Origin of the sequence: Pseudobutyrivibrio sp. 49, from assembly GCF_900100545.1 — a bacterium.
Lineage (GTDB): Bacteria > Bacillota > Clostridia > Lachnospirales > Lachnospiraceae > Pseudobutyrivibrio.
In genome coordinates this window covers 1-16276 of sequence record NZ_FNDP01000020.1, presented here as the reverse complement: position 1 = coordinate 16276, position 16276 = coordinate 1, and the positions used below count along the sequence as shown (strand labels likewise).

Below are 16276 nucleotides of genomic sequence, written 5' to 3'. Positions count from 1 at the left end.
AAGTGTCTCCTAATATTTTTGCTGCGATTTATATTATAAGTTTGAAAAAATAACTTCGCAAGGATGAAAACTAGGAAATATATATACACAATATAAGTCGCGGCGTATAATAAAACATGCTTATACATAAATAGTTGTTATATCCGTTGAACGAATAGCTGTGAGGATTATATACAAGGTATGTGTAAGTAAATAATAATGAGGGAGGCTATTTATGGTAAAAGTACTAAAAAAATGTTTAGCCATAACACTGTGTTCTGTGATTTTTATAGAAAGTCCAACACAATTTGTTATGGCACAAGAAGTGATGGGGGTAGTTGACCAAACAGATGAAAGCTTGGGTAGGGAATTCGATGATATAGAAAAAGCGACTATCCAGAAAGATGATTCTGAAAAGAATGAAGCAATAAGTAATTTGGAAAAGCATGATACAAAAGAAGACAAAGACGGAATAGATGCAATAACAAATACGTCAGATGAAAAGGAAGAGAATACTTCGGAGATAGATTCCGAAGATAAATCTAATTCGGAAGATGTTGATGGAGCGGATGATGGTGACTTTGAAATTAATAATGGAGTGTTAACAAAATATAAAGGTGATGATAAAGATGTTTTCATTCCAGAAGGCGTAACAAAGATTGGTGGAGGCTGTTTTTTTCAAAGTAATATAGAGAAGGTTTTTTTATCTGATTCTGTTAAAGAAATCGAAAGCTTCGCGTTTAATGATTGTAATAAATTGGAACATGTAGATTTGAATAAGGTAGAAAGACTAGGTGGCGATGCTTTTTATGCTTGTTCCTTAAGTAAAATCAAGATTCCAAAAACTTTACGACATGTAGATTGCGAGTCGATGTATTATCCAAGTACCGGACATCCATATACTCATGGTGGTTTTAACTATGGTTTAGAAGAAGTGACTTTCGAAGAGGGTATAACGACAATACCAGAGGGAGTGCTGAGCTTTACAGGAGTTAGGTCGGTGAAAATACCTGATACAGTAACTGAAATACAAAGAGGGGCTTTTTGTTGTTCGAGTTTGACTGAGGTGGAACTACCAGAAAGCTTAAAAAAGATAGATTCATATGCATTTAGACAGTGTAATCTTAAGGAAATTATCATTCCTGATTCTGTTACAAGTATAGGTGAATTTGCTTTTCAGGAATGTAAAAATCTTGAAAAAATAAGAATTTCTAAAAATATAAAAGAAATTGGGGGTGGAGCTTTTTTTGCATGCAATAAACTAGATAATGTCAGTATTCCTAAATCATTAGAAAAAGCGCATGTTTTTATAAGAGATGATGATAGCAGTTTTTATTATGATAATCTTTCTCCTTTTAGTGAATGCAAAAATTTGAAAAATGTGTCTTTCGAAGAAGGAATAAGCGTTATACCAGATAATATTTTTCTATATTGTACTGGTATAGAGAATGTTACGATACCAAATTCTGTAACCATAATAGGAGATAGTGCGTTTAGTGGTTGCACAAATATTAAACAATTGATTCTTCCAGAAAATTTATATGAAATTGGTGGGGATGCTTTTTCTAGATGTAAAAAAATAGAAGATATAAAAATCCCTAATACCTTAACAGTTTCCGGTGCTAAGTTTCATAGATGGGGTGATACGTATGTTGATGGACCATTTCGTGGTTGTTCAGGTCTAAAAAATATTGTTTTAGAAGAAGGTCTTAAAACTATTCCATATGGATTATTTTATGGTTGTAATTCAATAAAAGAAATAAAGATTCCAGATACTGTTACTGAGATTGGTCCGTATGCATTTGAAGGTACAGGAATTGAAAATCTTGAAATTTCAGCCTATGTGAAAAAGATTGGAGAAAACGCTCTTAGGATATCAAGCTTGAAAACATTGACCGTCAGGGGTAAGGAAACAGTATATGATGGAAATAATCCAGATTATGATGATGTGTTTCAATTTTTTCCAAACGACACTACAATTTATGCATATAGGGATAGTATATTTTTTGAAAAAATAAAGGATCAATTAGATTATTATAAATTTATACCACTTGAGTATGTGGCAGCTAAAGACTTTTGTTTTGAGTCTGATAAAGAGGTTATTAAGTACAACCAATCAAAGAAAATGAGAATTGAGATAACTCCAGTGGGATGTTCAGATGTTCCATTTTTTAAATCATCAAATGAATCTGTTGTAAAAATAGATTCTAATGGAGTTATGACAGGAGTTGGCCTGGGTACTGCAATAATAAAAGTAAAGGTTGGTAAAATAGTAAAAAGTATTAATGTTACTGTTGTTAACGATGTGGCAGAAATAAAATTCGAGAAAAATGAGATTTCACTAGATGGTGGCGATGATATTGCTTTAAAAGCGACTACTAATCCAAAGAACGTTAAATTAATTTGGAAGTCTGATAATCCATTAGTAGCCACAGTGGATGAAAATGGTATAGTGCATGCAATTTCAAAAGGTTCTGCAAAAATTATAGCAAAAGCTGCCGAAGGAAAGGGAACTGCGGAGTGTAAAGTAAATGTAGTTTCGAACTATTACCAGATAAGCAATTTGGATGATTTTCAGTCTGCCCATGGGTATGGTGATGAAAGTAATGATATTTGGGAATATTCTTTACCAGATTCAAGAAGATTATTAGTAACATTTTCTCATGAATCGGAAGTGGAAGAAGAATTTGATTATTTATATGTTGAAGACGTAGATAAGAATATTGTTGGTACCTATACAGGGAAAGAGCTTGCAGACAAAACAATTGAAGTGCCAGGAAATGTTGTAAGAGTGAGATTAGTGAGCGATGAAAGTGGCACATCATATGGATTCAAAGTTGTTAGCGTGGTCGATCCTGATGCTAAACAGACATGTAAATCAATAATGGATCTTACTGTAGAAGATGTAAATGACTATCAATATATGGGCACTGACATTACACCTATTCCGGCTGTAAAGGATGGGAAAACAATTCTTGAAGCAGAAAAACATTATTCTTTGTCATATGAATCAAATAAAAACGTTGGAACTGGTTATGTAATAATTTCAGGAAATCCTGAAAACGGATATACAGATTCAAGGAAGGTTAGTTTTAATATTCTTCCATTTGACATCAGTACAAACGTGGGGGAGCGTTTTATTGTAAAATGTTCTAAAGAAGCAGAGTTTGATGAAGCTGGTGCAAAACCAAAAGTAACAGTTACCTTTAAGAATGCAGATGGAACAATGGTAAATCTTAAAGAGGAAACAGATTATATTTTGAGTTATAAAAATAACACAGTAGTTGGTAGCAAGGAAACACCAATAGTAACTGTTGAAGGAAAGGGCAATTATTCAGGAAAAAGATCTTTTGAATATACCATAATTGGGAAGAGTCTTAGTAAAGTAAGGATAACTGCAAGTAATAGGATTCATGTTTCTTTACCTAATAGTTATAAAACAGTAGTGGTTCTTTCAGACGAGCATGGATACTTATTACCTGGCAGAGATTACGAAAGAGCATTACAGTATACATACGAGAATAATACTAATGTGAAAGTGGCTGGAAAAACTGTAAAGAGAAATGCAGGAGATGCTATCGGCGCAAAGGATGTAATTCCTGCAGGCACATTGATAAGAGTAAAGGCTATAGCTAAAAAACAAGGAAAGTATACTGGTTCTGTTTCGACAACTTATAGACTATATTCTATACAATCAATTTTTGAAGGAATATTTAAGTAAAAATAGAATAATACAGTCAAGAAGGAGAGGGAAGAATACCTCTCCTTTTTGACTGCGAAAATGTATATACAACAGTATAGTTATAATATATAATAACAGACAAATACAGGCTGCCTGTGGATAAATTGGCACAATATATTTTGTGGTATTTATTATCAGGGAACCTATATGTTGATAATCCTTAGAAAGGAGGGGTATATGAAAGAGGGTCTAAAAAGGTGTATTGTTATGGCAATGTGCGCAAGTATGATATTGGGGAATTCATCGCAGATTGTCATGGCGAAAGAAGCGGGGAACTTGATTGAAGAGACAGAAGACAGTGTGATAAAGGAAATTGATGAAGTAGAGGAGGTAGTTAAAGAGGAAGACGAAGAACTAGTTGAAAATGAAGAGGTGGTTAGTGAGGAAGTTGTTCTTCAGGATGAATTGGATACTAAGTCAAAAAAATCAGATGACTTAGAAGAGATTAATTTATCAGCAGATGAAGACTCTGATTGGGATGATGATGACGATGATGAAGAGTTCGTAATAAGAGGAGGGACATTATATCAATATAATGGGCATGATAAGGTTGTATATATTCCAGATGGAGTGACACGTATTGAAATATCGGCAATCAGAAGCGATGAAATAGAAAGAATAGTTTTTCCAGATTCATTAAAATATTTGGAAACCCATGTAATATGTTGTCCTAATATGAAAAGTATAGATTTAGGAAAGTTGGAAGAGGCTTCATACCTTAGTATTACAGCGCATGTGGGTCACATCACTATACCAAAAACATTAAGAAAAGCTGGAGATGCTAATTATGACTATGATGAAACGGGTGTAGACATAAGACCAGGTAGAGATGATGGTTCATTCTTTAATTCAGCAGATATAGTTACATTAGAGGAAGGTTGTACTAAGATAGAGGATTTTCTTTGCTGTAACAGGAGAGTGGGGAAAGTAGAAATACCAGATTCTGTAACAAGTGTAGGATATGCTGCTTTTGCTTACTGCGAGATTTCAAAAGTAAGTCTGCCAGACTCTATAACAGAGATAGAGGATGTTGCTTTTTATGGATGTGGACCATTAGAGGAAGTAAAACTTTCAAACTCTTTAAAAAGCATAGGTGTTTATGCGTTTTCTGAATGTGGAGCATTAAAGAAAATTACATTGCCAGATTCGTTAGTAAGTATAGGTGATTATGCATTTAGGGGTTCTGGTTTAGAGGAGATTTACATACCTAATACAGTAGAAAAAATTGGTAATGAAGCTATACCTTCATACATCTCCATTTATGGTGAAGCAAACTCAGAAGCTGAAAGATATGCAAAAGAAAATGGAAATGAATTTTATTTAGGAAAGCCAAGAGGTTTTAAGACAGCCAATGGTGTGTTACAAAAATATAATGGACATGATAAGGTCGTTTATATACCAGAAGGAGTAACACGAATTGCTTCAGATGCTATCGATAGTGATGAAGTTGAAAGAATAATCCTTTCTGATACAGTAAAGTCTTTAGATTTCCATGCAATAACTTGTCCTAATCTGAAAAGCATAGATTTAGGAAGGCTGGAACGAGCTTCAAATGCAAGCATAACATCTCATTTGGACGAAGTCACTATACCTAAAACTTTAGTGGTTGGTGGACAGATAAATGAATTTAATGAATTTAGTTTTGGTGCATTGAGGTATGTATATGAAACACCAGAAGAGGGTTCATTCTTAGGTGCAACTGATACAGTTATATTTGAAGAAGGCTGTACCAATATTCCTGATTTTGTATGCTGCAACAGGGATATAAAAAAAGTAGTGATACCAGATACTGTAAAATCTATAGGGACTGGAGCATTCGCAAGTTGCGAAATAACAAGCGTAGAATTGCCAGATTCTATGACAGAAATAAATGTTGGTGCATTTATTAATTGCCACTCCTTAAAAGATGTAAAACTTCCAAAATCTGTAAAAACCATTTGCAGAAGTGCGTTTGAGGGCTGTAGTGATTTAGAATCTATCACTCTTCCGGATTCAATAACAAGGATAGAATACGATGCGTTTATGAGTTGCAGAAATCTATCTGATGTAGTATTACCAAAAAGATTAGTATACTTGGGTGAGTATGCTTTTCATGGCTGCAAAAGTCTCACAAATATAACAATTCCTAAGTCGTTGGCAAATGGAGACGATGAATCAGAACAAAACACTGAAGCAATGAAAAACGAATACGGTCCATTTTCTTATTCTGGTGTGAAGGTTGCAAGTTTTGAAGATGGATGTACACGTACTTCAGAAAGCATTTTTGCAAGTTGCAAATTGTTAGAGAAGGTTAACATACCAGATTCTATGACCCAAATAGATCCATTTGCATTTTATGGTTGTAGTAATCTTAAGAATATAGAGATACCGGATAATATAAAGACTATAAGAGGTGATGCATTTTTAGAAAGTGGTTTGGAAGATATATATATTTCTGATAAAGTTGAATCTATTGAGCACTATGCAATACCATCAAGCACAGTCATCCATGGTTATGAAGGCACAGCTGCTGAAAGATATGCAGATCGTCATGGTAATAAATTTGTTGTTATCAAACCTGAGTTTGAAATATGGGGTGATGTATTACATAAGTATAATGGACATGATAAGGTTGTCTATATTCCAGATGGAGTGGTAAGCATTTCTGAGTATGCGCTCGAGAGTGATGAAGTTGAAAGAATAGTTTTTTCAGATACTGTGAAATCTTTAGATACCAGTGCAATAACTTGTCCTAATTTGAAAAGCATAGATTTGGGAAAGCTTGAAGAGGCAGATTATGCAAGCATATGGCCTCATCTGGAACAGGTTACTATACCAAAAACTATGAAAACTGCCGGAAGGATAAAAGACTATGGTGGTGATTTTTTAGAAAATTTGATGGTTGTACCAGGTGAAAAATATGGTTCCTTTTTATGTTCAGTTGGTACGATTTCATTTGAAGAAGGAAGTACTCGAATACCAGACTTATTATGTTGTAACCGAAGCGTAAATAACATAGAAATACCATATACTATAACATCTATAGGGGGTGGCGCTTTTGCTTATTGCAAAATATCAAATATTCAACTCCCTGACTCTGTAACAGGAATAGATGATGGTACATTTATGAGATGTGACATAGAAGAAATAAAGCTTTCGAAATCTTTAAAATACATTGGGCAACTTGCATTTGAATATTGTGACAAATTAGAATCTATTGCATTTCCTGATTCACTAAAGAGAATCGAGATGTATGCCTTTAGGAACTGTGGTAGTTTATCTGATATAGTACTTCCAAAAGGGATAGAGTATATAGGACTATATGCTTTTGAAGGTTGCGGTAAACTTACGAAGATTAACATTCCTAAATCGCTAGTAAATTGTGGTGATGATTCAGAACAAAACAATCTGCCGGCACCTCAAAACGAGGGTCCTTTTGAAGGTTCTAATATTTATGAGGCAACTTTTGAAGATGGATGTACAAGAACTACAAATAGCATATTTGCAAGTTGTGAATCATTAGAGAACGTTAATTTACCAAATAGTATGACTCAAATAGACTCATATGCATTTTTTGGTTGTAGCAATCTTAAGGATATAACCCTGCCAAATAATCTAAAAACTATTCGTGATCATGCATTTTGGGATAGTTCTTTGAAGGAACTTTATATTACAGATACAGTAGAAACTATCGAAGAGCAAGCAATACCTTCAGCTACAATCATCCATGGTTACGTTGGCTCAGTTGCAGAAAGATATGCGCTGGAAAATGGTAATACATTTGTTACTGAGGAGAAGCCAAATCAAGAAATACCTGTTGCAAAGCTCTCAATAGGTAAACTTCCTGATTTTGAGTATGTTGGAAGTGAAATAGCACCAAAGCCAGTAGTAATGGATGGTGAAAAAGTTCTTGTAGAGGGAGTACATTACACATTATCATACGAGACCAACGAGGAAATCGGTACAGGATATGTGGTTATCACAGGAATTCCAGAAAGTGGATATACAGGTACAACAAAGCTGGCATTTAAAATTAAAGCATATGATGTTGCAGAAAATGCCGATAATCGTTTTGTTGTAACTTGTGAAAAGTCAGTTGAGTACAATAGAAACGGTGCAAAGCCAAAGGTAACAGCTACTTTCACAAATGCTGATGGTACTACTACAAAGCTTGTTGAAGGTACAGATTATACAGTTACATACAAGAATAACACTAAGGTTGGTGGCAAGAATAAGCCAACAGTTACAGTAAGGGGTAAGGGTAAGTACAAAGGAACCTATACTGAAGAATTCAAAATTACAGAAAGAAATATCAATAAAGCTAACATCATCGCTACAGATATGATTGATATAGGCTTAACACCATTCTATGGAACGATTGTAGTTTTGACAGATCAGGGAGGTTTCCTGTTACCAGGAATAGACTTCAACAACGATTTTAAATATTCGTATGAGAAAGATACTACAGTTAAAGTATCGGGCAAAAATGTTAAGAGAAAAGCAGGCGAGGCTGTCGGTAAAAAGGATATGATTACTGAAGACACCGTAATTAGAGTTACAGCTACTGCAAAGAAGGGTGGCAATTACACAGGTAAAATTTCCACAACATACAGACTCCATACAATACAGTCTATTCTTAAAAGACTATTTGGATAGAATATAGTATAATTAAACCAATCGGAGAGGGAATATTTCCCTCTCCTTTTTGGATAGGGGAACAAATTTATGAGACAACATTCATTGGATTTTACAAAGGCAAGAAAACAGCAGATTTATCCATTATCGGAAAAGTTTTTTGGGAAGAATCCTGATGGGAGGGAGATTGGATTTACCAATTATTATATGACCATAGATGGGGAGCCATTCTTTGCCATCAGCGGTGAGTGTCATTTCTCAAGGGTGTTTGAAAACCAGTGGGAGGACACTATCCTAAAGATGAAGGCAGGTGGACTGAATATTGTTTCTACCTATGTTTTCTGGAATCATCACGAGGAGATAGAAGGTCAGTTTACATTCGAGGGCAGACGAAACCTGAGAAAGTTCGTGGAGCTATGCCAGAAGCATGGCATGTTTGTAATCCTTAGAATTGGTCCCTTCTGTCATGGCGAAGTGAGAAATGGAGGATTGCCTGACTGGTTGTATGGAAAGCCTTATGATGTGAGAAGTAATAACTCGGCATTCTTGGAACAAGTGAGATTGTTGTATAGGGCAATTGGAGAGCAGATACAAGGCCTACTATATAAAGATGGAGGCCCTATCATCGGCGCACAGCTTGATAATGAATATATGCATTCAGCAGCACCATGGGAGATGACTACAGGAATTTCCAATGAGTGGGTAAATGGAGGCCGCGACGGTGATGCGTATTTGGTAGCACTGAAAAATATCGCAATCGAAGAAGGCATTGTTACACCATTTTACACCTGCACGGGTTGGGGTGGCGCAGCCACTCCTACAGGCGAGATGCTTCCACTTTGGGGCGGCTATGCTTTCTGGCCTTGGATGTTTTATGGAAACAAGGATTACAAGCATCCTGCAACACCTGAATACATTTATAGGGATAATCACAATAACGCTGTGAAATACACCTATAACTTTGAACCATTCTATGAGCCTGAGTCTATGCCATATTCCTGCTGTGAAATGGGTGGTGGAATGATTCCTTTCTATAATTATCGCTTTCATTTTCCATGTGAATCGGTGGATGCGATGGCAAATGTAAAACTTGCCAGCGGCTGTAATTTCCTTGGATATTACATGTACAGGGGTGGAACAAATCCTCACGGTCTGAGAATGGATTATTTGAATGAACATCAGGTGCCAAAGCTTGGTTATGACTACAATGCACCTATAGGAGAATTTGGACAGCTTCGCCCAAGCTTTTACAGGCTTAGATGTATTCATATTTTCTTAAAGCACTTTGGTCATTTGCTTTGCCCAATGACTACTATATTGGCAGATGATAATCAGGGATTGATTCCGGAAGATAATTCGTATTTACGATATGCAGCAAGGACAGATGGTGAAAGTGGATTCCTGTTTATAAATAATTATCAGGACCATATTGAGCAGACTGATAAGGTAAATGAATCAATAACCATCAAATTGAAGGATAAAGAAATTACAATAGATGACCTTTCCATAGCAGCAGGGGAAGAGGCAATTCTTCCTATTAATTTAGATATGGATGGGGTGCGACTGGAATATGCCACAGCTCAGCTGCTTTCGAGAGTGGAGACGGATACGAGTCTTACATATATATTCTTCAGACCAGCAGGAATGAAGCCAGTGTATAAATTCGAAGGCGAAGAGATTATTGAGATTCCAGATAGTCCATCCTACAGTTTTGGAAAGCAGGTTAAAGGCAAACCATTGTCAATAATAACTTTGTCCCGAGAATTGTCACTGGAGTACACAGAAATAAAGCCACCAGCAGAGCTGACAAATCAGAATAAGAGAATGCTTACACCAAGTCAGTGTGGCGAATCCAGATTTACAATAGAGATTCCAAAGTTGAATCCAGAGGCAAAGGATACGCTGCTTCAGATTAATTATAGTGGCGACATAGGACAGTTGTTTGATAAGACTGGAAAACTGCTTCACGACGATTTCTGCTGTGAATCCACCTGGGAAATCGGGCTAAAGGAGATTGGTATTAAAGGGGGAGATGTGCTTACTCTCTACATAACACCTAAGAAGGATGATGTTGTGGTAGATGTGTCATCAACTATGGCAGGAAGACTGGAAAAGGCAGATGGAGTCCATTATGCACTAAGAAAAGTGGCGTTGGTGGAGACCTTGGAAGGCTAGCTGCAAAAAGATACTTGACTTTAAAAGTCTAAATAACTATACTTTACTCAAATAAAGAAGGGGAACAGTCATGGCATTTACATCTATGCTTAATAATCTCAATAATAACAATAATAATTCCGTGAATAATAATCAGGGGATTTAATTTTATTGCTGTTGATGAGATTTGAAGATTGTTCAAATATGTAAGAATTAGCGAGCCTCATCAAGCGCAAGTTTGATGGGGCTTTAATTATGTAATTCAATAATAAGGAGAAAATAAAATGAGCGTTAAAACAATTGACGTAAGAACACTTTCAAGAAACTTTAAAGAGTTCGACGGCAAGGAAGTTACAGTTTCAGGCTGGGTCCGCAACATGCGTGATTCTAAGACATTCGGTTTCTTAGTACTTGCTGACGGAACATTTTTCAACCCAGTACAGGTTGTATTTAACCAGGATAAAATCGACAACTTCGACGAGGTTTGTCATTTAAATGTAGGTGCAGCTGTATATGCAACAGGTATCGTTACACTTACACCAGAGGCAAAGCAGCCATTTGAGATTCAGGCTACAAAGATTGAGGTAGAAGGAAAGTCTACACCAGATTATCCAATCCAACCAAAGAGACACACAATGGAGTACCTTCGTACACAGACACATCTTCGTCCACGTACAAACACATTCCAGGCTGTATTTAGAGTTCGTTCTCTTTGCGCATACGCTATTCACAAGTTCTTCCAGGAGCGTGATTTCGTATATGTACACACTCCACTTATCACAGGAAGTGACTGCGAGGGTGCAGGTGAGATGTTCCAGGTTACAACAATGGACCTCAACAACATCCCTAAGACAGAGGATGGCAAGGTTGACTTCTCACAGGATTTCTTCGGCCATGCTACAAACCTTACAGTTTCAGGTCAGTTAAATGGTGAGACATATGCTCAGGCATTCAAGAACATCTACACATTTGGACCTACATTCCGTGCTGAGAACTCAAACACAACTCGTCACGCAGCTGAGTTCTGGATGATTGAGCCAGAGATTTCATTTGCTGATCTTGAGGACGATATGATTCTCGCTGAGGACATGATTAAGTTCGTTATCAACTACGTCCTTGAGCATGCTCCAGAGGAGATGGAGTTCTTCAACAACTTCATCGACAAGGGACTTCTTGATAGACTTCATCATGTTGCTTCTTCTGATTTCGGCCGCATCACATACACAGATGCTGTTGCTGAGCTTGAGAAGCACAACGATGAGTTTGATTACAAGGTATCTTGGGGCTGCGATCTTCAGACAGAGCATGAGAGATATCTTACAGAGAAGATTTTCGGAAAGCCTGTATTCGTTACAGATTATCCAAAGGAAATCAAGGCTTTCTATATGAAGCTCAACGAGGATGGAAAGACTGTAGCTGCTATGGACTGCCTCGTTCCTGGTATCGGTGAGATCATCGGTGGCTCACAGCGTGAGGACAACTACGATGTACTTGTTCAGAGAATGAAGGAGTGCGGTCTTAAGGAAGAGGATTACCAGTTCTACCTTGACCTCAGAAAGTATGGTTCATCTAGACATGCTGGATTTGGTCTCGGATTCGAGCGTTGCGTAATGTACCTTACTGGTATGGGCAACATCCGTGACGTAATTCCATTCCCAAGAACTGTTGGAAACTGCGACTTATAATAAAGACTAGGAGGGTTAAGTTATGAGCAAGATTTACATCCCAGATGGATACGCGTCAGCGTTAGATTTAAAAGAAACACAGATTGCCATCAAGAAGGTTAAAGACTTCTTCCAGGCACAGCTTACAGCTGAGTTAAATTTACACCGTGTTACAGCACCACTTTTCGTTCGCCCTGAGTCAGGTTTGAACGATAACTTAAATGGTGTTGAGCGCCCAGTTGCTTTCGGTGTAAAGGAACAGAATGATAAAGAGGTTGAGGTTGTTCACTCTCTTGCAAAGTGGAAGAGAATGGCTCTTGGCCGCTATGGTTTCAATGTAGGCGAAGGTCTTTATACAGATATGAATGCTATTCGTCGTGATGAGGACACTGACAATATTCATTCTATTTATGTTGATCAGTGGGACTGGGAATGTATCATTGAGAAATCTGCTCGTAACGAAGAGACTCTTAAAAAGTACGTAAAGAGCGTTTATGCAGCTCTTCGCGTTACTGAGAAATATATTGCAAATTCATATGACTATGTACAGTGCATTCTCCCAGAAGAGATTCACTTTATCACTACGCAAGAGCTTGAGGACAGATGGCCAGATCTTGACCATTCTCAGCGTGAGTATGAGGCTGCTAAGGAATATGGCGCTATCTTCCTTATGAAGATTGGTGATTTACTTAAGTCTGGTGAGAAGCATGACGGTCGTGCTCCTGACTATGATGACTGGCAGCTTAACGGTGATATCATCGTTTACTATCCTGTAGATGATATTTCACTGGAGCTTTCATCAATGGGTATCCGTGTTGATGAGGACAGCCTTAAGGCTCAGCTTCAGAAGGCTGGCTGTGAGGAGAGAGCAGAGCTTCCATTCCAGAAGGCTATTCTTGATAAGAAGCTTCCATATACAATCGGCGGTGGTATCGGACAGAGCCGAATTTGTATGTTCTTCCTCAGAAAATGCCATATTGGCGAGGTACAGTGCTCAATCTGGCCTGAAGGGGACGTTGAGTATGCAAGTCAAAAAGGTGTAGTCATCCTATAAAAGACAAACCCTGGATTTTGTCTTTCTCAGAAAAACAAAATCCTTTACATTTGGAATATTTTATCGTACAATATCTTTCGGCTCTCTTTCAGGGAGCCGATTTTTTCGTCTATAAAATATTTTTTATGTTGTCCTTTACTTTAAGACTTTAGTGTGCTACAGTATTATTGTAGTGATAAAGTTTATATTGTGGGATTTTTATTAGGAGTATTTGTAATAATGAATAAGAAACTTGAAACAGCAGAGATGGATGAGCTTTTAAGAGCTATTCTTAGCCTCGAGACAGTCGAGGAAGCCTATGAATTTTTTGAAGATCTTTGTACAGTTAATGAGATGGTAGCTATGAAGCAGCGCTTCGAGGTTGCCAAGATGCTTCGCGAGGAGCGTACATATCAGGACATCGCTGATGAGACTGGCGCTAGTTCAGCTACTATCAGCCGTGTTAATCGTGCCCTTAATTATGGTAACGATGGTTACGACATGGTTCTTAAGAGAATCAGCAAGTAGTGATAAGGTAATCAGAGATTTAAGGTCAGGCTTTTATGCCTGATCTTTTTTTGTGAATTTTTCCATGACGTTATAAAAATTAGATTGACAACAAAATAATATCGAAATATAATGTCGGTTGCGTTTATAGAAATTTGGAGGTTAAATCTAATATGAATGGAATGAAAAAGTTTGTCGCTGTTGCAGCAGCTTTCGCTATAGCAGTGACAGGATTTATGGTTGATAAGAATGATGCAAAGGCATGGTCTGTAATGGACGTCAGTCAGATTAATTATAAAGCTTTAAGAGCTCCTGAGCAGGATAATGATATAAATCAGACTAATTCTTATGGCATACCTTATTATTATGAAGGTCAGACATTTGAAATTTACGGATTTACAACTGATATTGATGATAGAACATATAATGTTAATCGTATAGGTCAACCGGGAAATGGTAATGCCTATGGTTGGATAGATGGAGAAAACGATCCTATTCCTGAGTCTGAGGATGATTATATTTTAGCGGTTGCTACTAATGACGAAGGCACGATTTCAGTAGAAAATGGTGTTTGGACAACTAATAGATTAAATGCCCATACTTATTATTATCCAGCGACTAGAAATGCGAATGGTGAATTAAGATATAAATGGGATGATGCTATTCGTTTATATGGAACTTATACTATTATGGGTTCTATCTTTATTACAGATGAATCAGGCAAGATTTTAGAAGAAGATGTACCTAGTGGCACTATAGGTAATAGCAGTACATTTGGAGTAAAAACCATTAACTCTAAATACTCTATTACAGCAACTTCTGATAATGAAAGTATTGCTACTGTAAAGGTTGATGGTAGAAACTTCATAATTGAAGGAAAGTCTGCAGGTGTAGCTCATATCACAGTTATTGATGAAAAAGGAAACGAAGCTAGTATGTCTTACTTTGTAAAGGACGCTTCACAGACAAATACTACTTCTACCACTTCAAATAATTCAACTAATATAGATGTAAGTTCAGCTTCAACTAGTTCATCAGACAGTTCTTCAAGTAGTTCATCTGCAACTGTTCAAACAAAGGAACGTCCAGTTGACTCTTTTGAGACAGTAACTGTTAATGCTAATGGCGAACAAGTTAGAACTATTGTAACAAATAATGGAGTATTTAAATCTTCACTTGATAGTGTAAATGATGTTGTTCCAGCAGGAGCATCATTTACTAGTGCAGAGATTGAGCCAACTGCTCAGTATTACGTTACTGTTAATGAGGCTTTCAAGAAGTTCTGGAATAATAACGAGAATGAAGTATCTTACAAAATTGGCAAGATGGTAGAATTCGATCTTGCAGACATGAGTGGTGCTGCTATTCATCAGCTTGACGGATATGTAACTGTTTCTATGGATATGCCATCAGACATGGTTGTAGGCGAGAATCAGGTTGTTAAGGTATATCGTGTTGCTGAGGATGGTACGGTAGTACAATGTCCTACAGTTGTAGAAAATGGTGTAATCCAGTTTGCTACAAACCACTTCTCTACTTACGTATTTGTAGTTGAAGATGAGCAGACTTCTGCAAGCGCAACATCAACAACAAAATCTCCAAAAACAGGAGAGGAATAAGAATAAACTTTTTAGGGAGACTGAAATAATAGCAGTCTCCTTTTTTAGGTATAAGTATGAAGAAAAAAGATTTGATTGGTTGTATAGCCATAGTTTTAGTTACAATTATTGGCATTACGATATATGTAGGGATATTCAAAAAGGATAACTCAGAGGAAATGCCAAAAGATGCTGTTTCAGCTCCAATTGAAGTTGTTAGCGTTCAGAAACCAGAAGTAACTACTGATACCAAAGATATAGCAGCGCTTCAAAGTGATAATCCAGATATTTATGCGTGGATAACTATGCCAGGAACAACAGTTGATTACCCTGTACTTCAATCAGAAGAGGATAATTATTACCTTAATCATAAGGTGGATGGTACAGAAGGTCTTCCAGGTTCAATTTATACAAATCAAATAGATGGAAAAGATTTTCAGGTGGCAAATACAGTTGTATATGGTCACAACATGAAGAATGGTTCGTATTTTGGTCAGCTTCATTTATTTGAAGATAAGGACTTTTTCGATAATAATCGAGAAATCGATATTTACCTTTCAGATAGAAAACTAACCTTTGAGATTATTATTGCCAGCAGGTTCAATGATAGTTATCTTTCAGATACATATATAATGGAAAATCCAGTTGGAACAAAGCAGTTTTTGAGCGATTTGACAGCTTATGAACCGGATGCAGAGAGTACTCATATTATAGAGGGATATGATATGGGGGAGTATGAGCAAATTATTACTCTTTCAACTTGCGTGAAGGGTGTAGCGGAAGAAAGATATCTTGTTGTTGGTAGATTGATAAAAGTAGAGGCATACGAATAATCAAAGACAATGCAATATATTTATGCTAAAATGTGAGATGTAGTTTCTGAAACTACATCTCAGAGTGTAGACAAAGAGGATGCTGCAAAACTAAAATTTTGCAGCATCCTTTCCTTTTTTCTAAGATTATATTTTGATTTTTGTGTAAAAAG

At 36.7% G+C, this 16276-nt stretch carries 8 protein-coding genes; all 8 read left to right on the top strand.

Annotated elements, in window-relative coordinates:
- Positions 1–214 precede the first annotated feature (214 nt).
- The 8 genes from BLP54_RS13185 to BLP54_RS13150 all read left to right on the top strand — a co-directional run bounded on the left by BLP54_RS13185 (position 215) and on the right by BLP54_RS13150 (position 16124).
- Entirely contained in the window at positions 215–3700 is a 3486-nt protein-coding gene (locus BLP54_RS13185) for a leucine-rich repeat protein (protein ID WP_090170424.1), read from the top strand.
- Between the two features lie 198 nt (positions 3701–3898).
- Complete coding sequence (locus BLP54_RS13180) at positions 3899–8356, top strand: leucine-rich repeat domain-containing protein (RefSeq protein ID WP_176754564.1); 4458 nt, start codon at positions 3899–3901, stop codon at positions 8354–8356.
- A gap of 69 nt (positions 8357–8425) precedes the next feature.
- Positions 8426–10510 (top strand): beta-galactosidase, encoded by a 2085-nt coding sequence (locus BLP54_RS13175; protein ID WP_090170420.1) that lies wholly within the window; start codon positions 8426–8428, stop codon positions 10508–10510.
- 263 nt (positions 10511–10773) lie between these two features.
- Positions 10774–12174 carry an asparagine--tRNA ligase gene (gene asnS, locus BLP54_RS13170; RefSeq protein WP_090170418.1) on the top strand — a complete coding sequence of 467 codons (1401 nt, stop codon included), beginning with the start codon at positions 10774–10776 and terminating at the stop codon, positions 12172–12174.
- A 22-nt stretch (positions 12175–12196) separates the two neighbouring features.
- A complete protein-coding gene (asnA, locus tag BLP54_RS13165) occupies positions 12197–13207 on the top strand; it encodes an aspartate--ammonia ligase (RefSeq protein ID WP_090170416.1) in 1011 nt (336 codons plus the stop codon).
- A gap of 219 nt (positions 13208–13426) precedes the next feature.
- Positions 13427–13714, top strand: coding sequence for a YerC/YecD family TrpR-related protein (locus tag BLP54_RS13160; RefSeq protein WP_015548776.1), 288 nt, complete (start codon positions 13427–13429; stop codon positions 13712–13714).
- 152 nt (positions 13715–13866) lie between these two features.
- Positions 13867–15312, top strand: coding sequence for a hypothetical protein (locus BLP54_RS13155; protein ID WP_090170414.1), 1446 nt, complete (start codon positions 13867–13869; stop codon positions 15310–15312).
- Positions 15313–15368: 56 nt separating this feature from the next.
- Complete coding sequence (locus BLP54_RS13150) at positions 15369–16124, top strand: class B sortase (protein WP_090170412.1); 756 nt, start codon at positions 15369–15371, stop codon at positions 16122–16124.
- Positions 16125–16276: the final 152 nt, after the last annotated feature.